Source organism: Marinobacter sp. AN1 (assembly GCF_026013985.1).
Lineage (GTDB): Bacteria > Pseudomonadota > Gammaproteobacteria > Pseudomonadales > Oleiphilaceae > Marinobacter > Marinobacter segnicrescens.
In genome coordinates, this window is sequence record NZ_CP110342.1 from 1,217,814 (window position 1) to 1,242,132 (window position 24,319).

General features: G+C 58.5%; 18 protein-coding genes, 2 rRNA genes and 2 pseudogenes. 11 read left to right on the forward strand and 11 right to left on the reverse strand.

Annotated features, from left to right (window positions below; genetic code table 11):
- The first annotated feature begins 203 nt into the window (after window positions 1-203).
- Both LJ360_RS05485 and rrf read left to right on the forward strand, forming a co-directional pair.
- A 23S ribosomal RNA gene (locus LJ360_RS05485) occupies window positions 204-3,100 on the forward strand.
- An 89-nt stretch (window positions 3,101-3,189) separates the two neighbouring features.
- A 5S ribosomal RNA gene (rrf, locus tag LJ360_RS05490) occupies window positions 3,190-3,304 on the forward strand.
- A 463-nt stretch (window positions 3,305-3,767) separates the two neighbouring features.
- On the opposite strand, the gene paaX is transcribed toward rrf, so the two are convergent.
- A complete protein-coding gene (gene paaX / locus LJ360_RS05495; RefSeq protein WP_264995523.1) occupies window positions 3,768-4,694 on the reverse strand; it encodes a phenylacetic acid degradation operon negative regulatory protein PaaX in 927 nt (308 codons plus the stop codon).
- A 362-nt stretch (window positions 4,695-5,056) separates the two neighbouring features.
- Here paaX and LJ360_RS05500 point away from each other — a divergent pair, with 362 nt between their 5' ends.
- The 6 genes and pseudogenes from LJ360_RS05500 (at window position 5,057) to LJ360_RS05525 (ending at window position 10,295) form a co-directional block, all read left to right on the forward strand.
- Complete coding sequence (locus LJ360_RS05500) at window positions 5,057-6,214, forward strand: ABC transporter substrate-binding protein (protein ID WP_264995524.1); 1,158 nt, start codon at window positions 5,057-5,059, stop codon at window positions 6,212-6,214.
- Between the two features lie 68 nt (window positions 6,215-6,282).
- Complete coding sequence (locus LJ360_RS05505) at window positions 6,283-7,158, forward strand: branched-chain amino acid ABC transporter permease (RefSeq protein ID WP_264995525.1); 876 nt, start codon at window positions 6,283-6,285, stop codon at window positions 7,156-7,158.
- Window positions 7,158-8,165, forward strand: a complete 1,008-nt coding sequence (locus LJ360_RS05510) for a branched-chain amino acid ABC transporter permease (RefSeq protein WP_091853443.1) — start codon at window positions 7,158-7,160, stop codon at window positions 8,163-8,165. The genes LJ360_RS05505 and LJ360_RS05510 overlap by 1 nt, the downstream gene beginning before the upstream one ends.
- Window positions 8,162-8,920: an ABC transporter ATP-binding protein gene (locus LJ360_RS05515; protein ID WP_091853441.1), complete on the forward strand. Its 759-nt coding sequence runs from the start codon at window positions 8,162-8,164 to the stop codon at window positions 8,918-8,920. Before LJ360_RS05510 ends, LJ360_RS05515 begins: the two co-directional genes overlap by 4 nt.
- 17 nt (window positions 8,921-8,937) lie before the next feature.
- Window positions 8,938-9,339, forward strand: a pseudogene (locus LJ360_RS05520) (hemerythrin domain-containing protein); the annotation flags it as partial.
- 252 nt (window positions 9,340-9,591) lie between these two features.
- Window positions 9,592-10,295 (forward strand): annotated as a pseudogene (locus LJ360_RS05525) (ABC transporter ATP-binding protein).
- Between the two features lie 201 nt (window positions 10,296-10,496).
- On the opposite strand, the gene LJ360_RS05530 reads toward LJ360_RS05525, so the two are convergent.
- The 10 genes from LJ360_RS05530 to paaG all read right to left on the reverse strand — a co-directional run bounded on the left by LJ360_RS05530 (window position 10,497) and on the right by paaG (window position 20,800).
- A protein-coding gene (locus LJ360_RS05530) for an IS3 family transposase (RefSeq protein ID WP_413774376.1) occupies window positions 10,497-11,728 on the reverse strand; the annotation gives its coding sequence in 2 pieces (ribosomal slippage) (window positions 10,497-11,374 and window positions 11,374-11,728; 1,233 coding nt in all).
- Window positions 11,729-11,868: 140 nt separating this feature from the next.
- Window positions 11,869-13,911 carry a phenylacetic acid degradation bifunctional protein PaaZ gene (gene paaZ, locus LJ360_RS05535; protein WP_264995528.1) on the reverse strand — a complete coding sequence of 681 codons (2,043 nt, stop codon included), beginning with the start codon at window positions 13,909-13,911 and terminating at the stop codon, window positions 11,869-11,871.
- A 105-nt stretch (window positions 13,912-14,016) separates the two neighbouring features.
- On the reverse strand, window positions 14,017-15,096 hold the full coding sequence (gene paaE / locus LJ360_RS05540) for a 1,2-phenylacetyl-CoA epoxidase subunit PaaE (protein ID WP_264995529.1): 1,080 nt from the start codon (window positions 15,094-15,096) through the stop codon (window positions 14,017-14,019).
- Window positions 15,097-15,108: 12 nt separating this feature from the next.
- Entirely contained in the window at window positions 15,109-15,648 is a 540-nt protein-coding gene (paaD, locus tag LJ360_RS05545) for a 1,2-phenylacetyl-CoA epoxidase subunit PaaD (protein ID WP_413774419.1), read from the reverse strand.
- A 19-nt stretch (window positions 15,649-15,667) separates the two neighbouring features.
- The gene (gene paaC, locus LJ360_RS05550) at window positions 15,668-16,432 is read right to left on the reverse strand and encodes a 1,2-phenylacetyl-CoA epoxidase subunit PaaC (RefSeq protein WP_091853478.1); all 765 of its coding nucleotides are present in this window, start codon (window positions 16,430-16,432) and stop codon (window positions 15,668-15,670) included.
- A gap of 23 nt (window positions 16,433-16,455) precedes the next feature.
- Window positions 16,456-16,737, reverse strand: a complete 282-nt coding sequence (gene paaB, locus LJ360_RS05555) for a 1,2-phenylacetyl-CoA epoxidase subunit PaaB (RefSeq protein WP_091853431.1) — start codon at window positions 16,735-16,737, stop codon at window positions 16,456-16,458.
- Window positions 16,738-16,750: 13 nt separating this feature from the next.
- A complete protein-coding gene (paaA, locus tag LJ360_RS05560; protein ID WP_264995530.1) occupies window positions 16,751-17,746 on the reverse strand; it encodes a 1,2-phenylacetyl-CoA epoxidase subunit PaaA in 996 nt (331 codons plus the stop codon).
- A 388-nt stretch (window positions 17,747-18,134) separates the two neighbouring features.
- Window positions 18,135-19,445 (reverse strand): phenylacetate--CoA ligase PaaK, encoded by a 1,311-nt coding sequence (gene paaK, locus LJ360_RS05565; protein ID WP_091853427.1) that lies wholly within the window; start codon window positions 19,443-19,445, stop codon window positions 18,135-18,137.
- A 53-nt stretch (window positions 19,446-19,498) separates the two neighbouring features.
- The gene (paaI, locus tag LJ360_RS05570) at window positions 19,499-19,945 is read right to left on the reverse strand and encodes a hydroxyphenylacetyl-CoA thioesterase PaaI (protein WP_091853425.1); all 447 of its coding nucleotides are present in this window, start codon (window positions 19,943-19,945) and stop codon (window positions 19,499-19,501) included.
- A 63-nt stretch (window positions 19,946-20,008) separates the two neighbouring features.
- The gene (gene paaG / locus LJ360_RS05575; protein WP_264995532.1) at window positions 20,009-20,800 is read right to left on the reverse strand and encodes a 2-(1,2-epoxy-1,2-dihydrophenyl)acetyl-CoA isomerase PaaG; all 792 of its coding nucleotides are present in this window, start codon (window positions 20,798-20,800) and stop codon (window positions 20,009-20,011) included.
- 459 nt (window positions 20,801-21,259) lie between these two features.
- Here paaG and LJ360_RS05580 point away from each other — a divergent pair, with 459 nt between their 5' ends.
- The 3 genes from LJ360_RS05580 (at window position 21,260) to prfC (ending at window position 24,306) form a co-directional block, all read left to right on the forward strand.
- Complete coding sequence (locus LJ360_RS05580; RefSeq protein ID WP_264995534.1) at window positions 21,260-22,102, forward strand: hypothetical protein; 843 nt, start codon at window positions 21,260-21,262, stop codon at window positions 22,100-22,102.
- Complete coding sequence (gene rimI / locus LJ360_RS05585) at window positions 22,102-22,602, forward strand: ribosomal protein S18-alanine N-acetyltransferase (protein WP_264995535.1); 501 nt, start codon at window positions 22,102-22,104, stop codon at window positions 22,600-22,602. The genes LJ360_RS05580 and rimI overlap by 1 nt, the downstream gene beginning before the upstream one ends.
- Window positions 22,603-22,719: 117 nt before the next feature.
- Window positions 22,720-24,306: a peptide chain release factor 3 gene (gene prfC / locus LJ360_RS05590; RefSeq protein WP_091853416.1), complete on the forward strand. Its 1,587-nt coding sequence runs from the start codon at window positions 22,720-22,722 to the stop codon at window positions 24,304-24,306.
- Window positions 24,307-24,319 lie beyond the last annotated feature (13 nt).

Below are 24,319 nucleotides of genomic sequence, written 5' to 3' on the forward strand. Positions count from 1 at the left end.
ATTGAAACACGAAATTCTGTTCTTCTAGTTCAGAACAGAGTTTCAGCGATAACGATCAAGCGTTATCCGGTGTGTCGTTGAAGTGGTTGTTTATAGCTTCAGTCGGCTGTCTCTGAACGTCATCATTGGATGATCACGAACCTGGCTTGCCAGGGGAAGGTCAAGCGGTGTTGATGCACAGGTCAGTTGTCTTGGGGTTATATAGTCAAGCAACTAAGCGCATACGGTGGATGCCTTGGCAGTCAGAGGCGATGAAAGACGTGGAAGCCTGCGATAAGGCTCGGGGAGCTGGCAAACAAGCTATGATCCGGGCATCTCTGAATGGGGAAACCCACCGACTTTCGGGTCGGTATCTTACACTGAATCCATAGGTGTAAGAGGCGAACTCGGGGAACTGAAACATCTAAGTACCCGAAGGAAAAGAAATCAACCGAGATTCCCTCAGTAGCGGCGAGCGAACGGGGACCAGCCCTTAAGCTGGACAACTGGTAGGAGAAGGCCCTGGAAAGAGCCGCCATAGTGGGTGATAGCCCCGTATCCGAAACCTGAGTCCAGTGAAATCGAGTAGGACGGGTCACGTGTAATCCTGTCTGAACATGGGGGGACCATCCTCCAAGGCTAAATACTCCTGACTGACCGATAGTGAACCAGTACCGTGAGGGAAAGGCGAAAAGAACCCCTGTGAGGGGAGTGAAATAGACCCTGAAACCGTATGCGTACAAGCAGTCGGAGCGGACTTGTTCCGTGACGGCGTACCTTTTGTATAATGGGTCAGCGACTTATGTTCAGTGGCGAGGTTAACCGTATAGGGGAGCCGTAGGGAAACCGAGTCTGAATAGGGCGACTTAGTCGCTGGGCATAGACCCGAAACCGGGCGATCTATCCATGAGCAGGGTGAAGGTGCCGTAACAGGCACTGGAGGCCCGAACCCACTGTCGTTGAAAAGCCAGGGGATGACTTGTGGATCGGAGTGAAAGGCTAATCAAGCCCGGAGATAGCTGGTTCTCCCCGAAAGCTATTTAGGTAGCGCCTCGGACGAATACCACTGGGGGTAGAGCACTGTTTCGGCTAGGGGGTCATCCCGACTTACCAACCCGATGCAAACTCCGAATACCAGTGAGTACTATCCGGGAGACACACGGCGGGTGCTAACGTCCGTCGTGAAGAGGGAAACAACCCAGACCGCCAGCTAAGGTCCCCAAGTACCAGTTAAGTGGGAAACGATGTGGGAAGGCTCAGACAGCTAGGAGGTTGGCTTAGAAGCAGCCATCCTTTAAAGAAAGCGTAATAGCTCACTAGTCGAGTCGGCCTGCGCGGAAGATGTAACGGGGCTCAAACTGGTCACCGAAGCTGCGGCTGCATACGCAAGTATGCGGGGTAGGGGAGCGTTCTGTAAGCCTGCGAAGGTGGATTGAGAAGTCTGCTGGAGGTATCAGAAGTGCGAATGCTGACATGAGTAACGACAATGGGGGTGAAAAACCCCCACGCCGGAAGACCAAGGGTTCCTGCGCAACGCTAATCGGCGCAGGGTGAGTCGGCCCCTAAGGCGAGACCGAAAGGTGTAGTCGATGGGAAACGGGTTAATATTCCCGTACCTTGGATAGCTGCGATGGAGAGACGGAGAAGGCTAGGTGAGCCGGGCGACGGTTGTCCCGGTTTAAGCGAGTAGGCAGTGGGTTTAGGCAAATCCGGACCCATAATGTCGAGACGTGACGACGACGACCCTTTTACGGGTTGGAAGTCATTGATGCCATGCTTCCAGGAAAATCTTCTAAGCTTCAGGCTATCCGGGACCGTACCCCAAACCGACACAGGTGGTCAGGGTGAGAATCCCAAGGCGCTTGAGAGAACTCGGGTAAAGGAACTAGGCAAAATGGTGCCGTAACTTCGGGAGAAGGCACGCCGGCGTGTACGTGAAGCCCCTGCGGGTGGAGCGGAAGCCGGTCGAAGATACCAGGCCCCTGCGACTGTTTATTAAAAACACAGCACTGTGCTAACACGAAAGTGGACGTATACGGTGTGACGCCTGCCCGGTGCCGGAAGGTTAATTGATGGGGTTAGCGCTTGCGCGAAGCTCTTGATCGAAGCCCCGGTAAACGGCGGCCGTAACTATAACGGTCCTAAGGTAGCGAAATTCCTTGTCGGGTAAGTTCCGACCTGCACGAATGGCGTAACGATGGGGGCGCTGTCTCTACCCGAGACTCAGTGAAATTGAAATCGCCGTGAAGATGCGGTGTATCCGCGGCTAGACGGAAAGACCCCGTGAACCTTTACTATAGCTTCACAGTGAACTTTGAGCATGCTTGTGTAGGATAGCTGGGAGGCTTTGAAACCCGGACGCCAGTTCGGGTGGAGCCAACCTTGAAATACCAGCCTGGCCTGTTTGAGGTTCTAACTTGGTCCCCTGATCGGGGATGAGGACACTGTGTGGTGGGTAGTTTGACTGGGGCGGTCTCCTCCCAAAGCGTAACGGAGGAGCACAAAGGTGGGCTAAGCACGGTCGGACATCGTGCGGTTAGTGTAATGGCACAAGCCCGCTTGACTGCGAGACAGACACGTCGAGCAGGTGCGAAAGCAGGTCATAGTGATCCGGTGGTTCTGTATGGAAGGGCCATCGCTCAACGGATAAAAGGTACTCCGGGGATAACAGGCTGATACCGCCCAAGAGTTCACATCGACGGCGGTGTTTGGCACCTCGATGTCGGCTCATCACATCCTGGGGCTGAAGCCGGTCCCAAGGGTATGGCTGTTCGCCATTTAAAGTGGTACGCGAGCTGGGTTTAGAACGTCGTGAGACAGTTCGGTCCCTATCTGCCGTGGACGTTGGAGATTTGAGGAAAGCTGCTCCTAGTACGAGAGGACCGGAGTGGACGAACCTCTGGTGTTCGGGTTGTCACGCCAGTGGCATTGCCCGGTAGCTATGTTCGGACAGGATAACCGCTGAAAGCATCTAAGCGGGAAGCCCCTTCCAAGATGAGATCTCCCCGAGGCCTCGAGCCTCCTGAAGAGCCGTTCAAGACCAGGACGTTGATAGGCCGGGTGTGTAAGCGCTGCGAGGCGTTGAGCTAACCGGTACTAATTGCTCGTGCGGCTTGACTATATAACACCCAAGACAATTGCTACAGACAACTGCGATAACCTTGATCGTAACGCATTCAATCTCATCCATCCCAGTGATCAACCGTTTTGCCTGACGACCATAGCGGTCTGGAACCACCTGATCCCATCCCGAACTCAGCAGTGAAACAGACCAGCGCCGATGGTAGTGTGGCGTTGCCCATGCGAGAGTAGGTCATCGTCAGGCTCCTAAATAAAACACCCCCGACAGCGAAAGCTGCCGGGGGTTTTTTATTTGGGATACGGTGGTTCTCTTTCACTACAACGGCCCCATGCGACAAGCCTGCCGCAGGCAGGCGCAGGACGTCGGAGTGTAGCGACGACGGGCCCGAAGGGCCGAAGGCCGACAGGCCTGAGCAATGTAGGTCATCCCAGTGCGAAGCACGGGCTGGGAGCATGCTATAAGTGAAATCGTGCGCTGCCAGGGGCGAACGCCCGGAGCGTCTCGCGGAGGGCCGGGAATCGTCGCCGCGCAACGCGCGGCCGGTCTCAGGCAACTCCGATCTGCCCTACAACGGCCCCATACGACAAGCCTGCCACAGGCAGGCATCGACCTGCTTCGCAGGGCCTGAAGAACCCCTACGCCAGCCACAAAAAAGCCCCGGCACCCTTCCAGCACCAGGGCTTCGTCACTCATTACCGGTACCACCTCAATCCCGCAATCCCCCAAACCGCCGATAGAACCCCTCGTTAGGACCTGGCAATGGCCCTGAGGCGTTCTCCAGGGTCTGGTCCAGCCACTCCTCGGCTCTCTCGTAGATTTGCCGGTACAGGTTGCGACAGAGCTGCCTCGCACTCCGGCCTTCCCAGTCGCCGGGAAGCAGCGCGTCCGGAAGCTGGGGGTCACGCAGCAGGATTTTCCGGTATTCGTGAATAAGCAGCGTACGGGCGATCAGGCAATCTTCTGGCGAAAGGGTGTCCTCGTCCTTCAGCTCCTGCCACAAGGGCCTGAATTGATCCAGGAAGCGCCGGTAGCGCCCGCCCAATTCATCCAGGTTCCAGCTTTCCCGCACTTCCCGGCGCATGGCCCGGGAGCTCAGGGGCTCTACCGGGTGCGTCTGCATCACGATGGTGTCGTCCAGAGCTTCCCATTCCTGTAGCAATGGCAGAAGTTCCTCCCGCTGTATGCGCGGATGAATCATCACGCCCTGGCCAATGCTGCCAAAGCTCAGCCATTTCAATTCTTCCCTGACCCGTCTGCGGGCGTCGGCTTCCAGTTGGGTGAGCAAGACAAGCGTCCAGCTGCCGGTCCACTCCCAGGTGGACATTTCATAGACGTGTTTAAAGGCCTGTTCGAATCGGCGGAGGCCGGGCCCGGTCAGGCTGTAATAGCTACAACGGCCGATTTTCTCCGCCTGCAGCCAGTTTTCCTTCACCAGGCGATAGACGGATGTGCGGACCAGGCGCTCGTTGATGCCGACAGGCTGCAGCAATTTTGCCAGGCTCCCCAGCCATACGGTGCCACCCCGTGGGACTATTGCGTCGCCGTAGAGGGTAATGATCAGTGAGCCGGCCCGGATCGGGCGCTTTTTCTGGAACTGGCTGACCAGCTGGTCGAGTTGTTTTTTTGCAGGCATAGGTTGGTTGATCGCTTGAGGGACACTATGAAAATTCGGGTGGTTATTATCCTTATCTAATGGTTGCGGGTAAAACAACCATTTAGCAAAAACGCAGTGTCGACGTTTGGCTAAAGCGGTTGACAGGAAGAATACGATACAATAGCGTTGATTGTAAGTCTTGATATGTGTCAGGAATGGAGAGCGCCGTAGTCATCAGCATGCTTACTGGTTGCGGTGGTTCACCAAGTAGGGAGGCATGATTCCTGAACACCTCTGGGACTTTTTGTGCTGGAAAGTGAATCATAATCCTATAAAACGCTTTCCGTTAGGTAACAAAAACAACGAGGGCACTCTGTGCTCCAGAACCTGGGAGAATAACAATGGCCAAGAAAAGCCTCTTGCGTCGTGCTGGTGTGTTGGCGGCTACGCTGGCAACCAGTCTGCTTGTGTCCGCACAGGCTGCCGAACCTATCAAGATCGGCTCTTTCCTTTCCGTTACCGGCCCTGCCTCATTCCTTGGCGATCCGGAACTGAAAACCCTGGAAATGTACGTGGAAAAGATCAACGAAGAAGGCGGTGTGTTGGGACGCCCATTGGAGTTGATCCACTACGACGATGTCGGTAATGCATCCAATGCCCGTAACTTCGCCGGGCGCCTGATTCGCTCTGATCGTGTTGATATCATCGTCGGTGGCAGTACCACAGGTGCGACCATGGCTGCGGTGCCGCTCGTTGAACAGGCGCGTATCCCGTTCATTTCCCTGGCAGGCGCCGTCACTATCGTTGACCCGGTAAAGGAATGGGTTTTCAAGGTACCCCAGTCTGACCGTATGGCGGCGGAGCGCATCCTGTGGGATATGCGTCGTCGTGGTTTTGACAAGATTGGTCTGATCTCCGGTACCGGTGGCTTTGGTGCCTCCGGTCGCCAGCAGACCCTGGCGGTTGCCAGTGAGTATGGGATTGAGGTGGTTGCCGATGAGACCTACGGTCCGTCAGATTCCGACATGACTGCTCAGCTTACCAATATCCGCAATACCGACGGTGTTGATGCGATACTGAACTTCGGTTTTGGTCAGGGGCCGGCTATTGTCACCAAGAACTATGCCGCCCTCGACATTAACCTGCCCTTCTACCAGTCCCACGGTGTCGCCTCAGATGCGTTCCTCGATCTGGCTGGTGACGCTGCAGAAGGGCTACGCCTGCCGGCCTCTCCGATCCTGATCCCGAGTTCCCTGCCGGATGACGATCCCCAGAGAGAGGTTGTCCAGTCCTACGCCCAGGAGTACCGGGATCACTGGGGCACCCGGGTCTCCACCTTCGGTGGCTATGCCTATGACGGATTGATGCTCGCGGTCCAGGCCATCGAGGCTGCCGGCACCACCGACAAGGCAGCGGTACGTGATGAGCTGGAGAATATCCTCGGCTACGTTGGCGTGACCGGTATCTTCAACATGGCACCGGACGACCACAACGGTCTGACTCCGGAATCGTTCCGCATCCTGGAAGTCAAGGACGGCGACTGGATGCTGGTCGAGTAATAACCTGACCAAACCTCTGCCCCCGGCCCGGTGATGGATGGGCCGGGGGTTTCTGACGGTACCTTCCTATGTTCTCAGAATTTCTTCAGTACCTGTTCACAGGTATTACGATCGGGGCTACCTATGCATTAGTGGCGCTGGGTTTCACCATCATTTACAACGCCAGTCATGTGATCAACTTCGCCCAGGGTGAATTTCTGATGATTGGTGGTATGGGCACCGTGGCGTTTATGGGCCTGGGTATTCCCATGTTTTTCGCCATCATCCTTGCGGTGCTGCTGGCATGCCTGGTGGGTATTGCATTGCAGCGCCTGGCGATAGCACCGGCAAAGAACGCAGACGTGGTCACCCTGATCATCATCACCATTGGCGCCTCGATATTCATCCGGGGCATTGCCCAGGTTGTGTGGGGCAAGGACTATCACGTCGTTCCGCCTTTCAGTGGTGACGAGCCGCTCCGCCTTGGCGGTGCGGTACTGAACTCCCAGAGCCTTTGGGTGCTGGGCATTGGTGCGGTACTCGTTATCGCGCTGATTCTGTTCTTTACCCGAACCCTGATTGGCCGGGCCATTCTTGGTACATCCATGAACAAACTTGCTGCCCAACTGGTCGGTGTGAAGACCCAGATGGTGCTGATGCTGGCCTTTGGCTTGTCGGCGCTGCTGGGTTCCGTTGCCGGGGTTACTGTGGCGCCGATTACATTCACCGCCTATGACATCGGTATCCTGCTTGCGCTCAAGGGCTTCGTTGCGGCCGCCATGGGTGGACTGGGAAGCGGCCTCGGGGCTGTGGTCGGTGGCATCCTGCTGGGTGTGGTCGAGGCCATGACGGCCGGTTACATCTCGTCCGAATACAAGGATGCCGTGGCGTTTTCCATGATCCTGCTGGTCCTGTTTTTCATGCCCCGTGGTCTGTTCGGCGGCCGAACCGTGGAGCGTGTGTAATGTTTGATCGTTTTCTTGAATGGCGGATGAATTATGTGCTGGTTCTCGCCATCATCGTGTTTGTGATCCCTCTCCTGATGGAGAACCCGTTCTACTTTGATCTTGCGACCCAGATTCTGATCATTGCCGCAACCGTGGTGGGCCTGAACTTGCTGGTCGGCTATGCCGGCCAAATCAGTCTCGGTCACGCCGGTTTCTATGGCATGGGCGCGTACTTCAGTGCGGTGGCTACCTCGGCCTACAACTGGCCCCCGTTATTGGCCCTGATAGTGGCCGCCGCAGTGGTAGGACTGGTCGCCTGGGTCGTGGGGCGCCCGATACTGAAGCTGAAGGGCCACTACCTGTCCATGGCGACGCTCGCTGTGGGGTTTATCATTGCGATTATCATCAATAACGAAAGCCAGTTGACCGGTGGCCCTGACGGCATGGTGGTGCCCCCGTTCAGTCTCTTTGGCTGGGAGTTGAGTACCTTTGGGCTTTACTCCCTTCTGGGGCTGGAGATCCCGGGCCACGTAGCCTGGTACCTGGTAGCGGGTGTGCTGTTGCTGGTGGCGGTGATTATTGCCCAGAACCTGATCGACTCCCCGCTGGGGCGGGCTTTGCGTTCCATCCACGGGTCCGAGATCGCCGCCCGTACCGTGGGGGTGGATACCGCACGTTACAAGAGCATGGTATTCGTTATCTCGGCGGTTTACGCGAGTATCATGGGCAGTGTGTTTGCTCACTTCACCGGTTTTATCACCCCCGCCATCGCAGGCTTCGATTACTCCATTGTACTGATCACCATGGTGGTGCTGGGCGGCATGGCCTCCCCCATGGGTGTCATTCTGGGTGCCGTGGTACTCAAGCTGTTGCCCCAGTTCCTGGCCGGTTTCCAGGAATATGAGACGGCAATCTTTGGTTTCATTCTGATGGCCACCATGATTTTTATGCCGAAGGGCTTTTACCCCACGGCTATGAACGCCATTCGCAATAAGCTCGGGAAGTCGTCGGGAGGTAAGGCATGACGGTCATGATCGATGTCAAAGGCCTCGACAAGGAGTTTGGTGGCGTCCATGCCATTGAGGGCCTGGAATTCTCGGTGGAGCAGGGGCAGATCTATTCGGTGATCGGGCCGAACGGTGCTGGCAAGACGACCCTGTTTAACCTGATTACCGGCTTCTACACGCCCACCCGGGGCGAGATTACGCTGAACGGTGAGAGCGTGGTCGGTATGGACCCCAACCGCCTGGCGGAACGGGGCATGTGTCGCACTTTCCAGCAGATGCAGATCTGCATGAATATGACGGCGCTGGAGAACGTGATGCTGGGGCGCCACCTGAAGATCCGCTCCAATCTGTTCACGTCCATGTTCCGGCTTCCCTCACTGCTGCGTGAGGAAAAGGCCTGCCGTGAGCGGTCAAAGGAGCTGATGGCGTTTGTGGGTTGCGGCGAGTATATCAACACGGAAGCCTCTGCCATGTCTTACGGCGCGCTCAAGCGTCTCGAGATTGCCCGGGCCCTGGCAGCGGACCCTAAGATCCTGCTGCTCGACGAGCCGGCCGCCGGTCTTAACGGCACCGAAACGGCGGAGCTGGAAGAGCTGATCCGCAAGGTGGCGGAGCAGGGGGTGACGGTCATGCTGGTAGAGCACGACATGAAACTGGTGATGGGTATCTCTGACCGTCTGCTGGTGATCAACTACGGCCGCAAACTGGCTGAGGGCACCCCCGAGGAAATCCGCAACAATCCAGATGTCATCGCTGCCTACCTGGGTGGCTGAGTGAAAGGGCAAGTATCATGAATGAACAGAATCAGACCACGACGCCTGCCCGGTCGCGCAGCGAACAGGCCGTGGGAATCATTATCCGCGAGCATCAGGGTTTGTGGCGCGTTATCGATCTTCTGGAGCAGCTTCAGCAGGACATGAACGTGAATGATCAGCGCCCGGATGAGGTGTTGTTCAATACCATATTTGATTACATACAGCACTTCTCGAACCGGGTGCATAGCCAGCCCACGGAGATCGTGCTGTACAAGAAGCTTCGTGAAAAATCGCCGGAAAGTGGTCCATTGCTGGACAAGCTGGAACGCGGCTATGTCGTAGGCCACGAGAAGATTAACGAACTTCGCGAGCTCCTGGCGACCTGCGTCCGTGGCTGGCCCAATGGCCGGGAAGCCTTCAGCCATGCGTTGAGCCGGTTCACCCAGGCGCTGCGCAAGCACATCAAGAAGGAAGAGGGGGTAGTAATTCCCCGGGCCAAGGAGGTGCTGAGCGAAGCGGACTGGACCGAAATTGCCGAGGCGCGGGATCAGCAGAACGATCCGTTGTTCGGCGACCGTGTCCGGGAGGAGTTCCGCGAGCTGCGGCACCAGATCGTCAGTTATACGCCCGAGCGCTTTGGTGGGCTGGGGCTGTCCCACCCCACCAGTCGCCCCGAAACCGGCAAGGAGATGCTGAACATTCAGGGGCTGGTGTCTTCCTACGGTCAGATCGAGGTGTTGCATGAGATCGATCTGAAGATCCATTCCGGTGAGATCGTGTCACTGGTCGGTGCCAACGGAGCCGGCAAGTCTACCCTGCTGATGGCCATTTCCGGGCTGCAGCCCTCGACAGCGGGAAGATGACGTTCGAGGGCCAGGACCTGAACCGCATGCCAGTGGACAAGCGGGTTTCCAACGGTATTGTCCAGGTGCCGGAGGGGCGTCAGGTGTTCAAGGATCTGAGTGTCCACGACAATCTCCGCCTGGGTGCCTATACGCGCAAGCAGGGTGCTGAGGTGGAGCGGGATCTGCAGAAGGTCTATGGCAAGTTTCCGATCCTGGAGCAGAAGCGGGACAATCTGGCTGGCGAGCTTTCTGGTGGTCAGCAGCAGATGCTGGCGATTGGAAGGGCGTTGATGGCGAAACCTCGCCTGTTGCTGCTGGATGAGCCTTCCATGGGGCTGGCTCCGCTGATTGTGGAGGAGATTTTCGGGATTATCCGGGAACTCAAGGAGGAGGGCATTACGGTGTTCCTGGTTGAGCAGAATGCGTCGCAGGCTTTGGCACTGGCCGATCGTGGGTATGTGCTGGAGACTGGCCGGGTGGTGCTCGAGGGTACCGGGCGGGAGTTGCTCAGTAACGAGAAGGTCAGGGAGGCCTATCTCGGGATGTGATTTCCCTGGGTACCGTGGCCCTGTTGATTGGGTGCAGGGCCAGTGCCCGAGTAGGTCTTTCCGGGACACGCCGTAAATACATCCATGTAGGCTCCTCAAAAAGGTCCCTCTTTTTGAGGGTCCCGGAAAGACCTACCCGGTCCCTGTCCTTCTGACTCTGGGTGATGTCTGTCTAGTCCTGAAATAGGTTTACACCTGTTTCTATCGGAACGCCCGGTGCACTGCATCGGGCGTTTTGTATTTCAGAGCCAGGTGTGGCCGCCTTGTGTTATAGATTTGCACGGACTGCTCAACCATCTTTTGAGCCTCAGCCAAGTCCTTGGGGCGCGCTAGCAAGAACTCCGTTTTCAGTATCCCATTCACCCGCTCAGCCAACGCATTTTGATAACAGTCGTAGCCATCTGTCATTGAACAACGAATACCGTGTTTGGCATGAAGCTGTTGGTATGGTGCGGAGCAATACTGGCTTCCCCGATCCGAGTGATGAACCAGCTCTCCAGAGAATTGCCTTCCCTTCAACGCCTTATGCATGGCTTGTATCACTCCCTCCGTATGGAGGGTTTCATGGACATGGTGGCCCACGATTTTCCGGGAGAAGGCATCCGTAATCAGGCTCAGATAGGCCGAGCCCTGATGGGTCGGCAAATAGGTAATATCTGCCACCCAGAGCTGCTCAGGGGCATTTGGTACGACCTGTCCCGGGCCTGCTTTCAGCAGGTTGGGGTGGCAGCGAAGGTAGTGATGGCTGTGGGTGGTCCTATGATAAGCACGTTTGCGGGGAACCAGTTGTCGATGTGCCCTCAGGAGATCAAATAGTCGATCCCGGCCCATGCATAAATCGGCATTCGGTTTCAGTAGTGAATGCAGCTTACGGGTGCCCAGGCGAGGCTGGAGCAGGCGCTCTCCCCGCACAAAGTCCAACACCAGCCGCTCATGGGCCTTACGAACCGCATCAGCTTTGAAGTGCTGGTAATACGCCTGACGGGAGAAACCTAGATATCGGCAAGCCCGAGTGACGCTCAGGCCCTGGATCTGCTTTTGCGCGAGGACTTGCCGGACCGCTTTTTTACGACGCGACAGCCATAGTCTTTTTGCAGAACATCCACAACAGATTCAAAGAACTGGGCTTTCTGGTTGGCTTCATCGAGCTGCTGCTCCAACTCTTTGATGCGCTGCTCGGGTGTGAGTGGAAGATCCGGTTTGGCCATCGCAGCCCCCTTACGAACGAAGAGCAAGGCCGCCGGGCTCCAGTCCTGCTGGCCATGCTTACGTAACCACGTTAGCACCGTCGAGCGACCCTGGATACCGTATCGTTCCTGAGCTTGCTTGTAAGTCATCTCGCCCTTTTCAACCTGGTCTACCACCGCCAATTTAAAGGCCAGGGAATAATCTCGCTGACTCCTCCGCCTCGTCGTATTCACAACACCCTCCATAATCTTCAGTGGAAAGGTGTAAACCTTATTCAGGACGAGTCAGTCCTCATAAAAAAGCCGGACTGGTATTTCGCCAGTCCGGCTTTTTCGTCTGCAGGTTGCACAGAGAGGGGGGAGCGGTTAACTCCCCAACCCCAAACTTACTGCTTCTTGGCCACCAACGTCAGAATGTCATAGCTGGCCACCAGCTCGTCATTCTGGTTGGTCACTGCCACGTCCCACATAACCACGCCCTGGGGGTGACCCTCGGGAGAGGTGCGGCCCTGGTCGATCTTGCGCTTGCAGGTCAGGCGGGCGCGGATGGTGTCGCCGGCGCCTACGGGGGTGATGAACCGCAGGGTGTCCAGACCGTAGTTGGCCAGTACGGGGCCTTCGCCCGGGTAGACGAAAAGGCCGGCGGCGGCAGACAGGACGAAGTAGCCGTGGGCGATACGCCGGCCGAACTGGGTTTCCTTCGCGGCGATTTCGTCAAAGTGCATGTAGAAGTGGTCGCCGGAGAGGCAGCCGAAGTTGACGATGTCCGCTTCGGTCACGGTGCGGCGGTGGGTCAGCAGGGACTCGCCCACCTGCAGGTCGTCGAAGTGGCGACGGAACGGGTGGATGTCGTTTTCGATGACCTTGGCACCACGGACGTATTCGCGGGTCACCGCTGCCACCATAGTGGGTGAGCCCTGAATGGCAGTGCGCTGCAGAAAGTGGTGTACAGCGCGGATGCCGCCGAGTTCTTCACCACCACCGGCGCGGCCGGGACCGCCGTGCTTGAGCATGGGCAGTGGGGAGCCATGGCCGGTGGACTCCTTGGAGGCTTCTGCGTCCAGGATCTGGAGGCGGCCGTGCTGGGCGGCCAGTACCGGAATCATTTCTGCGGCGATGGCCGGGTCCTTGGTGGTCAGGGTGGTTACCAGGCTGCCCTTGCCCTTGGCAGCAATGGTCAGAGCCTCTTCGATGCCGTTGTAAGGCATCAGGGTGGCGACCGGGCCAAACGCTTCGATGTCGTGGGCGCCACCGTCGTTCAGCGGATTACGGTTAATCAGCAAGTGGGGGGCGATAAAGGCGCCGTTGTCCACACCGTCACCGACGGGTTTCAGGCCTTCGGTCTTGCCATAGACGCACTCGCTGGACTCCAGCAGGCGATCGATGGCGTCGTTGACGTCCCGTAGCTGATCCTGGGAGGCCAGGGCGCCCATGCGCACACCTTCTGCGGCAGGGTTGCCGAAGGTGATCTTGCCCAGTCTTTCCTTGATGCGTTCAGCCAGGGCGTCCAGGTGCTCGGCCGGCACCAGTACCCGGCGTATAGCGGTACATTTCTGGCCGGCCTTGGCGGTCATTTCCTTTACCACTTCCTTGGCGAAGATCTCGAACTCCTCGTCGTCCGGCGTCACGTCCGGGGCCATAATGGCGCTGTTGAGGGAGTCCGCCTCCGCATTGAAGGGTATGCTCTTCGCCATAATGTTGGGGTGGCTCTTCAGCTTCAGGGCGGTGCTCGCAGAGCCGGTGAAGGTGACGAAGTCCTGTTCCTCCAGGCGATCCAGCAGGTCACCGGTGCCGCCGATGATCAGCTGCAGGGCGCCTTCCGGTAGGAGGCCGGAGTCATTGATGAGGCGTACCGCTGCTTCAGTGAGGTAGCTGGTGGCGGTCGCCGGCTTGAAGATGCAGGGCATTCCCGCCAGGAATGCCGGCGCGAATTTCTCCAGCATGCCCCAGATGGGGAAGTTGAAGGCATTGATGTGGACAGAGACACCACGGCGGGGCACCAGGATGTGGGTGCCATTGAAGTGGTTGTTCTTGCCCAGCTGGTTGACCGGGCCTTCATGGGCCACGTTGCCGGAGGGCAGTTCCTTGCGACCGGTGGAGGCGTAGGTGAACAGGGTGCCGAAACCACCGTCGATGTCGATCCAGGAGTCGGCCTTGGTGCACCCGCTGTGATGGGAAATGGCGTAGAGCTCATCCTTACGACCCTGGATATAGATGGCCAGTTCCTTGAGGATGGCGGCGCGCTGCTGGAAATCCAGTACCAGCAGGCTTTTCACACCGGTGTTGCGAGCGTAGTCGACTGCCTCACCGAAGTTGATGGTTTCCTCGTGGGTGTGGGCCACGGTTTCGCCGTTAACGGCGCTTGGCAGGGCCTTTGCGGCGGTTTTGCCGAACCACTGGCCCGCAATGTAACTCTGTAGGACTGACATTGGCGTTCTCCCGGAATACTTTGTAGCTGACATTGTTATCGGAATGCGTTTCAGGATAAGCAAAGCCGGCGCGGGCGCCGGCTCTGGGATGTCTCCAAACGTTTCTTACACTTCGTCAAAGTCGAGTACGACCTTGTCACTGACCGGATAGCACTGGCAGGAGAGCACGTAGCCTGCCTCGACTTCGTAGTCTTCCAGTGCGAAGTTGGCGTCCATTTCCACTTCCCCTTCCACGACCTTGGCCTTGCACGTGGAGCAGACACCGGCCTTGCAGGAAAAGGGCAGGTCAGCGCCCATTTCGTTGCCGGCATCCAGGATGCTTTCCGTGTTGCGGGTCAGGTCGAAGGTCAGGGCGCGGCCGTCGGCCCGCACTGTGACCTCACTCACCGCCTGCGGGTCAACCTTGGTCTCCGCCCGGTCCTTGCGCGGGGCCTTGCCACCACCGGCGGGGGTAAACAGCTCGTAGTGGATCTTGTCCTTCGCAAGTCCGTGGCGCTGCAGTGAGTCGCGGACGGTCTCTGTCATGATCTGCGGGCCGCAGATAAAGGCTGCGGTCAGCTTTTCGGCATTCAGCCAGTGGTCGAACAGGGCATCGCACTTGTCGGAGTCGATGCGACCGTTGTAAAGATCAATGTCCTGCTCTTCACGGCTGAACAGGAAGACCAGGTTGAACCGGCCCATAAAGCGGTTTTTCAGGTCTTCCAGTTGCTCCCGGAACATGGTGCTGGCGGTTGACCGGTTACCGTAGAACAGGGTGACCTTGCTCTTCGGCTCTGCTTCCAGTGTGGTTTTCACAATGGACAGGATCGGTGTGATACCGCTACCCGCTGCTACGGCCAGGTAGTCGCCTTCACGGGCGGGGTCGAGTTCCACATAGAAATGGCCCTGGGGCGGCATGACCTCCAGGGTCTGACCGGGCTTGAGTTGCTCGTTGGCCACGGTAGAGAAGCGGCCGCCAGGGACCTTCTTGACGGCGATGCGCAGTTCCTGGTCCTTGACCCCGGTACAGATAGAGTAGGAGCGGCGGACTTCCTCGCCGTTCAGTGTTGTCCGCAGCACCAGGTGCTGGCCCTGGTGGTAACTGAAGGTTTCTTTCAGGTCTTCCGGCAGGTCAAAGCTCAGGGACACGGCGTCCCGGGTTTCGGGCCGGACTTCGCGAATGGTGAGAGGGTAGAACTTGTTCATAATTGTTCTGCTCTAGATACATTTGAAGTAATCAAAGGGCTCCCGGCAATCGAGGCATCGATACAGAGCCTTACAGGCGGTGGAGCCAAACTCGCTGACCCGTTCGGTGTGGGTGCTGCCGCAATGGGGGCAGGCGATTGCTTCGTCCACACCCTTGAGTGTCAGCTTGCTGGAGCTGCCCACCGGCGGGGCGATGCCGAATTCCTGCAACTTGCGTCGGCCTGCCTCGGTGATCCAGTCAGTGGTCCAGGCCGGGGTCAGTACCCGGCGGATCCGTCCGTTGCGGATGCCTGCCAGTTGCAGGGCCTCCTTGATGGAATCCTCGATCATCTCGGTGGCCGGGCAGCCGGAGTAGGTGGGGGTCACATCCACCACCCACTCGCCGTCTTCCTCGGCGATCCGCCGGACCATGCCCAGCTCCACCACGCTGACCGCAGGTACTTCCGGATCCTTCACTTCGTCCAGCAGGGCCCAGATGTCCGCCTCGGTGACCGGCTTGCTGCGGTCACGGGCGGGAATGCGGTCACTGGCGATCACCGGCTGGTCTTCCAGCAGGGAGCGCGGTTCGGGTTTACCAGGTCTTGGCATCCGGATAGGCCCTTTGCAGGAATTGCATCTCGGCAAGGATATAGCCGAGGTGCTCGGTGTGGTGACCCACCTTGGCGCCCCGGTACATCCAGGCATCTTCCGGCGGCGGTGTCAGGGTGGCCTCGGTCAATACTTCGTTCACCAGGCCCTTCCAGTCAGCAGCCAGCTGTTCGGGGTTCGGGCCGATGCCGGCCTTGAACAGGGTCTGTTCAACGTCATCGGCTTCGATCATCTCGCCGGTGAACCGCCACAGGTCATCCACTGCGGTTTGCATACGCTGATGACTTTCCTCTGTGCCGTCACCGAAGCGCTTGACCCATTCGGAAGAGCGGCGCAGGTGATACTGAACCTCCTTGGCGGCCTTGGCGGCGATGCTGGCAATACGCTCATCCGGCGCTTTTACCAGGGAAGCCAGGGTAAAGTAGTGCCAGGCATCGAAGAAGAACTGACGCCCCATGGTGACGGCATAGTCGCCATTGGGCTGTTCCACCATCAGTGCGTTGCGGTAGTCATGGGCATCGCGGCGGAATGCCAGGTCATCTGCGCTGCGGCCATCATCGATCAGCTCCGCTGCATACTCGTACCAGTTGCGGGCCTGGCCCACCAGGTCGAGGGCGACGTTCATCAGCGCCATCTCTTCTTCCAGCGCCGGAGCCTTGCCGCACAGTTCGCACAGGCGCTGGCCAAGGATCATGTCGGAGTCTGCCAGGCGCAGCAGGTATTCCTGCAGTGCCTCTTGCTGTGTCATTGCCTTGCTCATGCCGGTCTCCCTTACATGTGGCCGACTTCGTCGGGCAGCTTGTAGAAGGATGCGTGGCGGTAAACCTTGTCATCGGACGGATCGAACAGGATTTCCTTCTCGTCCGGGGAAGACGCGGTAATCGCGGAGGACGGCACCACCCAGATGGATACGCCTTCGCTGCGACGTGTGTACAGGTCGCGGGCGTTTTCCATGGCCATTTCCGCATCAGCGGCATGAACGCTGCCTACGTGCTTGTGGTTGAGGCCGTGCTTGCTGCGTACAAAAACTTCGTAAAGGGGCCAGTCAGCCATAGTTCATCTCCTCTCAGGCAGCGTTCTGCTGTTTTTGTTGCTGTTTCTCGGCGTAGGCCCTGGCGGCCTCACGTACCCAGGCGCCACCGTCGATGGCGTTCTTGCGGGTTTCGATGCGCTCCTTGTTGCACGGGCCGTTGCCCTTGAGCACGTCGTAGAATTCCTGCCAGTCGATTTCGCCGAAGTCGTAGTGACCACGCTCCTCGTTCCATTTCAGGTCCGGGTCGGGCGCGGTGCAGCCCAGGAACTCGAGCTGGGGAACCGTCTGGTCAATGAACATCTGGCGCAGTTCGTCGTTGCTCTTGCGCTTGATCTTCCAGGCCATGGACTGCTGGGAGTTCGGGGACTGGTCGTCAGACGGGCCGAACATCATCAGTGAGGGCCACCAGAAGCGGTTGATGGAATCCTGCACCATCTGCTTCTGCTCCTCGGTGCCTTCACGCATCAGGTCCAGCAGGATCTGGTAACCCTGGCGCTGGTGGAAGCTTTCTTCCTTACAGATCCGGATCATGGCGCGGGAGTAGGGGCCGTAGGAGGTACGCTGCAGTACCACCTGGTTGACGATGGCAGCGCCATCCACCAGCCAGCCGACGGTGCCCATGTCAGCCCAGTTCAGGGTCGGGTAGTTGAAGATGGACGAGTACTTCACCTTGCCTTCGTGCAGCTTGTCGATTTCTTCGTCACGATCCGCACCCAGGGTTTCCATGGCGCTGTAAAGATAAAGGCCGTGGCCTGCCTCGTCCTGGATCTTGGCCATCAGCTGGAGCTTGCGCTTGAGGGTTGGCGCGCGGGTGACCCAGTTGCCTTCCGGCAGCATGCCGACCACTTCCGAGTGGGCGTGCTGGGAGATCTGGCGGATCAGGGTCTTGCGGTACCCCTCCGGCATCCAGTTCTTGGCTTCGATCTTGGTTTCCGCGTCGATCTTGAGCTGGAACTCGCGCTCCTCTGAGGACATCTCCTCGAGGGACTTGACGCGCTTGGCGCCGGTTTCAACGAGCTGTGCGTACATGGTGTACCTCCGGTTCCGGTAAATAGGTTCTTGTTCCCGGGCGGGTGCCACACCCCTGGTGCGCACCTGAATCTTTTCGGCCCACAAGACCTGCTGGACGTTTGGATAATTATTTATGATACCTTGTGAAATATCAAGCGGATCATTTCTGTATCACGTTTTCTTTAAGATCATCTCGTCATAACCAGATAATGATCAATTCGAATGGCTCTACTGCGACGTTTTATCGAGATTTTTGGGTATTCGTCTCGATTGGTCACTTCTGATACGCAGGAGGAGTTCCGGTGTTCAGGAAGTGACGCCTTAAGGAGAAAAAAAGCCCCGTAAAGACGGGGCAAGGTCAGAGCAACAGGAGGTCTGCTCTACACGATGACTCGTTACGTTCTGATTACTTCCGGCGGTCAAACACCCGCTTTGCCTTGCCTTCGGAGCGGGCAAGGCGGTTCGGCTCGGTGATCGTAATGCGGGTGCTGATGCCGATGAACGACTTGATGTTGTGGGCGAGGGTTTTGGCGTACTTTTCCCGCTCGCCGTCATCGGCGCTGCCGTGCTCGGGCTTGAGCTCACATCGAATGTCCATGCAGTCCAGGTTGCCGTCCTTGTAGACCTCGATCTCATAGTGGGGTGACAGTTCCTGGACTCGCAGGATCTGTTCCTCGATCTGGCTGGGGAACACGTTGACGCCGCGGATGATCAGCATGTCGTCGCTGCGGCCGGTAATCTTGTCAATACGGCGCATGGGGCGGGCAGTGCCCGGCAGCAGGCGGGTCAGGTCGCGGGTGCGGTAGCGCAGGATCGGCAGGCCTTCCTTGGTAAGGGTGGTGAACACCAGCTCGCCATATTCGCCGTCGGCCAGGACTTCACCGGTTTCCGGGTTGATGATTTCCGGGTAGAAGTGGTCTTCCCAGATGGTGGGGCCGTCCTTCGTTTCGATGCACTCCATTCCAACGCCGGGCCCCATGACTTCGGACAGGCCATAGATATCCAGGGCGTCGATGCCCAGGCGTTCTTCAATCTCGACCCGCATGGCATTGGTCCACGGCTCAGCCCCGAAAATGCCAAGGCGCAGGGGCAGGTCGTGGGGGTTGATGCCCTGGCGCTCGATTTCATCAGCCAGGTTCAACATATAGGACGGCGTCACCATGATGATGTCGGGCTGGAAGTCCTTGAGCAGCTGAACCTGCTTTTCGGTCTGGCCGCCGGACATTGGGATCACGGTGCAGCCGAGCTTTTCGGCGCCGTAGTGGGCGCCCAGGCCGCCGGTAAACAGGCCGTAGCCGTAGGCCACGTGAACCTTGTCACCTGCATGGCCGCCGCCGGCGCGGATGGAGCGGGCCACCACACTGGCCCAGGTGTCGATGTCTTTCTGGGTGTAGCCCACCACTGTCGGCTTGCCGGTGGTGCCGCTGGAGGCGTGGACCCGGACAATCTGCTCCATGGGGGTGGCGAACATGCCGAACGGGTAGTTGTCCCGCAGGTCGTTCTTCATGGTGAACGGAACCTTGGCCAGGTCCTCCAGGGAGTTGATGTCCATCGGCTTGAGGCCGATCTTGTCAAACGCTTCCCGGTAGAAAGGTACGTTGGTATAGGCGTGGTTGATGCTCCACCGCAGGCGTTGCAGCTGTTCGTGGCGCAATTCGTCAACGCTGGCGGTTTCCAGGGGGTCGAGGGGACCGATTTTCTGCATGGGTAAGGTCATGATGCTATTCCCGGTTTGGACTTGTTGGTAGGTTGCGGTCCACTTGGTCGTTGTTATTGCGGTTCGCCCTGTTCGCGAACGCTGCCCTGGACCTGATAGGACTTGCCGCGGAACAGCGCGACGGTCCTGCCATCCTGGTTAGTGATTTCGATGTCATAAACGCCGGTGCGACGCCCCCGCGCTCGCTCGGTGGCGGTTGCGGTCAGGGTGTCGCCGAGTTGCCCGGCGGCCATGTATTCAATGCTGCATCCGGCAGCCACGGTGGCCTTGTCGTAGGTGTTGCAGGCGAAGGCGAAGGCTGAATCGGCGAGGGTGAACAGGTAGCCCCCGTGGCAATTGCCATGACCCTGGATCATGCGCTCGTCTACCGTCATGGTCAGGGTGGCGGTGCCAGGGCCGATAGTCTTGATCGCCATGCCCAGGTGTTGGCTGGCCTGGTCGCGGCTGAACATGGCTTCGGCGCACTGTTCAGCGAGGGTCTGGGGGTCGGGTTGGGTCATTGTTCTTGGCTCCCCGTGAGTCAGTAGTAGTGGTGTCTTATTGCCCTGTACGCGCGCTTTGGATTAGCGGCCCTTGAACTGCGGCTGTCGCTTTTCCATGAAAGCCGAGACACCTTCCCGGTAGTCTTCGCTCCGACCTGCCTGACGCTGCAGGTCCCGCTCCAGGTCCAGTTGCTCGTCCCAGGTGTTGGTCGTGCTGGCATTCAGCGCCTGCTTGATCAGTGCCAGGCCGGCCGTGGGCTGGGTGGCAAAGTGCTCGGCCATCTTGCGGGTTTCCTCTGTCAGGGCCTCGTCATCCACGCAGCGCCAGATCAGGCCCCAGGCTTCGGCCTGTTCCGCCTTGACCTTGTCACCCAGCAGGGCCATGCCCTTGGCGCGGGCCATGCCAGCCAGGCGGGGCAGAATCCAGGTGCCGCCGGAGTCCGGAACCAGTCCGAGTTTGCAGAAGGCCTGTACGAAGCTGGCAGAGCGGGCGGCCAGGACGATGTCGCAGCTCAGCGCAATGTTTGCACCAGCGCCTGCCGCAACGCCGTTAACAGCGCAGATCACCGGCACCGGCAGATCCCGGAGGGCGCGGATCAGCGGGTTGTACCAGGTCTCGATGGAGTAACCGAGGTCCGGCGCTGCCTCTCCCGGAGCAACGTTGCGGTCGCCCAGATCCTGTCCGGCACAGAAACCCCGGCCTGCACCGGTCAGCACCAGCACGCGAATGGAGTCATCCTGGCGAACCTTCTCGAGGGCTGAGCGCAGGGCTTCGTGCATGTCGGCGTTGAAGCTGTTCAGGCTCTGGGGGCGGTTCAGTGTGATGGTGGCGACCCCTTGCTCGACGGCGAGGAGGATGCTGTCTTGGGACATGGTGAACTCCGTTGTTCTTGTGGCCTGTCGCCAGGCGAAGTGTGGTATCAGTATAGGCACTAATTGACACTCGTCAAGAACTGAGAAATTGATTTATGTATCGCTTTTAGTCGTAGATTGTGTGGAGTTATGCCCGGATGCTCTTAAAGCGAGATCTATAAACATATGGGGTAAAAGAAAAAAATATTCGATTCCCTGCTTGGCGAAAGTTTGCTCAGAAGTTTTCTGATACAAAAAGTTCCAGATATAGGGTTATTGGCGTGTTTGATTGCGAGGGGCGTGTTCCGGTGTTTCGGGGTAACCTCAGGGGTGCTGCGCTGTTATAATGCGGGTTTCGCCAAAGGGTTTTTCGGCAGACCGATGCCGGTAACCGTTTCAGGAGCTTGTCATGGCCGACGCCCATCCCCGACTTGTCAGTGCCCGGCACGAACTCCGCAGCCGGGTGGGGAGCTGCTATTCATGAATGAAGCGCTTCGACAGTTTGCGCTGGGGGTAGCTGGCGTCCGAGTCTGGTACGCGAGGGCGCCATTGCCAGGGGCGGCCCCCAGTCCGGACTTTGATTTTTGCGAGCCCGGTCAGGAGGAAAGCCAGGCCAATAACCCGGAGCCCATGCCGGACGCTCCTGCATCTGCTTCGTCGCCTCCCGGAGTTTCCCGGCGGGGACTGGCACAGCTGCAAGGCTTGCTGGCCGGGGAGCAAAAGGGTGGGGCCGCATACCGCTCCCCTGCCAGGCAGGAACAGGGTGCAGATGGCAGCGCTGATGCTGTGCTGCCGGTAGCTGCTGAAGTTGCGGATGCGCCGGCTGGAAAGGATGCAGCCGATGCCGGCGCCCCCGAAACCACCCCTGTGAATGATGTACTCGCCGGGATGCCCGTGAAGCTGCACTGGCGTTTTTGGTGCGGAAGCCGGTGGCTGCTCATCAGCAGCACCCCGGACGAAGCGAGCCGTGGCCTGGAAGACCGGCTGGCAGAAAACGTTCTGCGAGCCCTGGGGGACTCTGTCCTGCGTACCGAGACCTTGCGCTGGCCGGTGTTCAATAATCCGGAGGTACCAGGCAATGATGCAGCAGGGGCTGCAGAGGTGCTCGCGTCCATGGTGCAGGGATTTGCGACGACAAGGCAACTCTGGCTAGGTATCGAGCCGGAGGATCTGTCGCCTGAGGCGACGAGGCTCTTGCGTTTGCTGGTAGCCCCTTTGGGCGATGCTGCCGTATCTTTTCCGAGAAGCCTGACCGCCCTTTCGTCAGAGCCTGATAGCAAGCGACAGTTGTGGCAGGCGCTTCGGCAAGCCGAGGCCCTGTGATGAGTGGCATGTGCTCAGTCAGCGACCGCTATCCGGAAGTGGTGGTTCGGGAACTGACTCAGGGAGACCTGCCTGCGATTCTTGATATCGAGCACCAGGGGTACTCCCATCCCTGGAGTGAGGGGGTGTTCCGGGACACTTTCCGGTCTGGCTACTCGCTTCTCGGCATTGAACAGGCGGGTCGTCTGGAGGCCTATGCCGTGCAGGCAACCCTGTTTGATGAGGCTCATCTGCTGAACCTTTGCGTTCGTCCTGCAAGCCGCGGCAGGGGGTATGCGCGCCAGTTGTTGCGTGTTCTGCTGGCTGAATCTGCCTGTCAGGGGTTGCAGCGTATGGTGCTGGAGGTCCGTGTCGGCAATCGGGGCGCCAGGCGACTCTACCAGAGCGAGGGCTTTGTCGTTGTCGGGGAGCGGCCGGGTTATTACCCGGACGGTGCCGGGCGGGAAGATGCGATCGTCATGGCCCTGGGGCTCGCCGGGCAGGCGGATCCGACCAGCTGAATCGTTTGTATCCTGCTGCCTGATCAGCGAAAATGCGCAGCTTTTCACCACTGACCCAGGCGGGGCGTCACCCGCATGACGTCCCTCCGGATCTTCAGACCAACCAGGCGTGAGGCTATGTCCGACAGTAAAATTGCCAGCGAAGTGTCCAACAGGCGCACCTTTGCCATTATCTCGCACCCGGATGCCGGTAAAACCACCATCACCGAGAAGGTGCTGCTGTTCGGTCAGGCGATCCAGAAGGCAGGGACCGTCAAGGGCAAGAAATCCGGTCAGCATGCCAAGTCTGACTGGATGGAGATGGAAAAGGAGCGCGGTATTTCGGTGACCACTTCCGTTATGCAGTTTCCCTACGGCGGTCGCCTGGTGAATCTGCTGGATACTCCGGGTCACGAGGATTTCTCGGAAGATACCTACCGCACTCTGACGGCGGTCGACTCCTGCCTGATGGTGATCGATGCAGCCAAGGGTGTTGAGGAGCGGACCATCAAGCTGATGGAAGTCACCCGCCTGCGGGACACACCCATTCTGACGTTCATGAACAAGCTGGACCGGGATACCCGTGATCCGGTGGAGCTCATGGATGAGGTAGAGGATGTCCTCAAGATCGCCTGTGCACCCATTACCTGGCCGATTGGTATGGGCAAGAGCTTTAAGGGGGTTTACCACCTGTCGCGGGATGAGGTTATCCTTTACCAGACCGGCCAGGGCCACACCATACAGGAGAAGAGGGTCATCTCCGGGCTGGACAATCCCGAGCTGGATGAGGCTATCGGCAACTACGCCGACGACCTGCGGGACGAGATCGAACTGGTAAAGGGCGCTTCCCACGAGTTCGACCATGACCTGTTCATGGCCGGCGAGCTGACCCCGGTCTTCTTCGGTACGGCCCTGGGCAACTTCGGTGTGGATCATATGCTGGACGGGCTTGTGGAGTGGGCGCCGTCACCCTTGCCCCGGGAGACCGATGTCAGAACGGTGGAGCCGGCGGAGGATAACTTTTCGGGCTTCGTGTTCAAGATCCAGGCGAACATGGATCCCCAGCACCGGGACCGGGTGGCCTTCCTGCGCATTGTTTCCGGCCGATACCAGCAGGGCATGAAGGCCCGACATGTCCGTATTGGCAAAGAGGTGCGATTCTCTGATGCACTGACCTTTATGGCTGGTGATCGGGAGCATGCCGATGAAGCCTTTGCCGGTGACATCATCGGCCTGCATAACCATGGCACGATTCAGTTGGGAGATACCTTTACCTCCGGCGAAAATATGAAGTTCACCGGTATTCCCAACTTTGCCCCGGAGCTCTTCCGTCGCATTCGCCTGAAGGACCCGCTGAAGACCAAGCAGCTGCAGAAGGGGCTGATCCAGCTCTCGGAAGAGGGGGCTGTGCAGCTGTTCCGGCCCATGCGCAACAATGACCTTATCGTGGGCGCGGTCGGTGTGCTGCAGTTCGATGTGGTGGTCAGCCGCCTGAAGAGTGAGTACAAGGTGGACGCCATCTATGAGCCCATCAATGTGGCGACCGCCCGCTGGGTGACCAGCGACGACCCGCGCAAGCTGGATGAGTTCCAGCGCAAGGCCAACGACAACCTGGCCCTGGATGGCGCTGACCGGCTGGCCTATATTGCACCTACCATGGTGAATCTGCAGCTGGCGCAGGAGCGTTACCCGGATGTTCAGTTCCACAAGACCCGGGAGCACTGACCGGTCGCCAGGT

Excerpts from the sequence above, each read along its gene's own strand:
- paaX (WP_264995523.1), bottom strand. The coding sequence starts at position 4,694 with ATGCCTGCAAAAAAACAACTCGACCAGCTGGTCAGCCAGTTCCAGAAA.
- LJ360_RS05500 (WP_264995524.1), top strand. The coding sequence starts at position 5,057 with ATGGCCAAGAAAAGCCTCTTGCGTCGTGCTGGTGTGTTGGCGGCTACG.
- LJ360_RS05505 (WP_264995525.1), top strand. The coding sequence starts at position 6,283 with ATGTTCTCAGAATTTCTTCAGTACCTGTTCACAGGTATTACGATCGGG.
- LJ360_RS05510 (WP_091853443.1), top strand. The coding sequence starts at position 7,158 with ATGTTTGATCGTTTTCTTGAATGGCGGATGAATTATGTGCTGGTTCTC.
- LJ360_RS05515 (WP_091853441.1), top strand. The coding sequence starts at position 8,162 with ATGACGGTCATGATCGATGTCAAAGGCCTCGACAAGGAGTTTGGTGGC.
- paaZ (WP_264995528.1), bottom strand. The coding sequence starts at position 13,911 with ATGTCAGTCCTACAGAGTTACATTGCGGGCCAGTGGTTCGGCAAAACC.
- paaE (WP_264995529.1), bottom strand. The coding sequence starts at position 15,096 with ATGAACAAGTTCTACCCTCTCACCATTCGCGAAGTCCGGCCCGAAACC.
- paaC (WP_091853478.1), bottom strand. The coding sequence starts at position 16,432 with ATGACACAGCAAGAGGCACTGCAGGAATACCTGCTGCGCCTGGCAGAC.
- paaB (WP_091853431.1), bottom strand. The coding sequence starts at position 16,737 with ATGGCTGACTGGCCCCTTTACGAAGTTTTTGTACGCAGCAAGCACGGC.
- paaA (WP_264995530.1), bottom strand. The coding sequence starts at position 17,746 with ATGTACGCACAGCTCGTTGAAACCGGCGCCAAGCGCGTCAAGTCCCTC.
- paaK (WP_091853427.1), bottom strand. The coding sequence starts at position 19,445 with ATGACCTTACCCATGCAGAAAATCGGTCCCCTCGACCCCCTGGAAACC.
- paaI (WP_091853425.1), bottom strand. The coding sequence starts at position 19,945 with ATGACCCAACCCGACCCCCAGACCCTCGCTGAACAGTGCGCCGAAGCC.
- paaG (WP_264995532.1), bottom strand. The coding sequence starts at position 20,800 with ATGTCCCAAGACAGCATCCTCCTCGCCGTCGAGCAAGGGGTCGCCACC.
- LJ360_RS05580 (WP_264995534.1), top strand. The coding sequence starts at position 21,260 with ATGAATGAAGCGCTTCGACAGTTTGCGCTGGGGGTAGCTGGCGTCCGA.
- rimI (WP_264995535.1), top strand. The coding sequence starts at position 22,102 with ATGAGTGGCATGTGCTCAGTCAGCGACCGCTATCCGGAAGTGGTGGTT.
- prfC (WP_091853416.1), top strand. The coding sequence starts at position 22,720 with ATGTCCGACAGTAAAATTGCCAGCGAAGTGTCCAACAGGCGCACCTTT.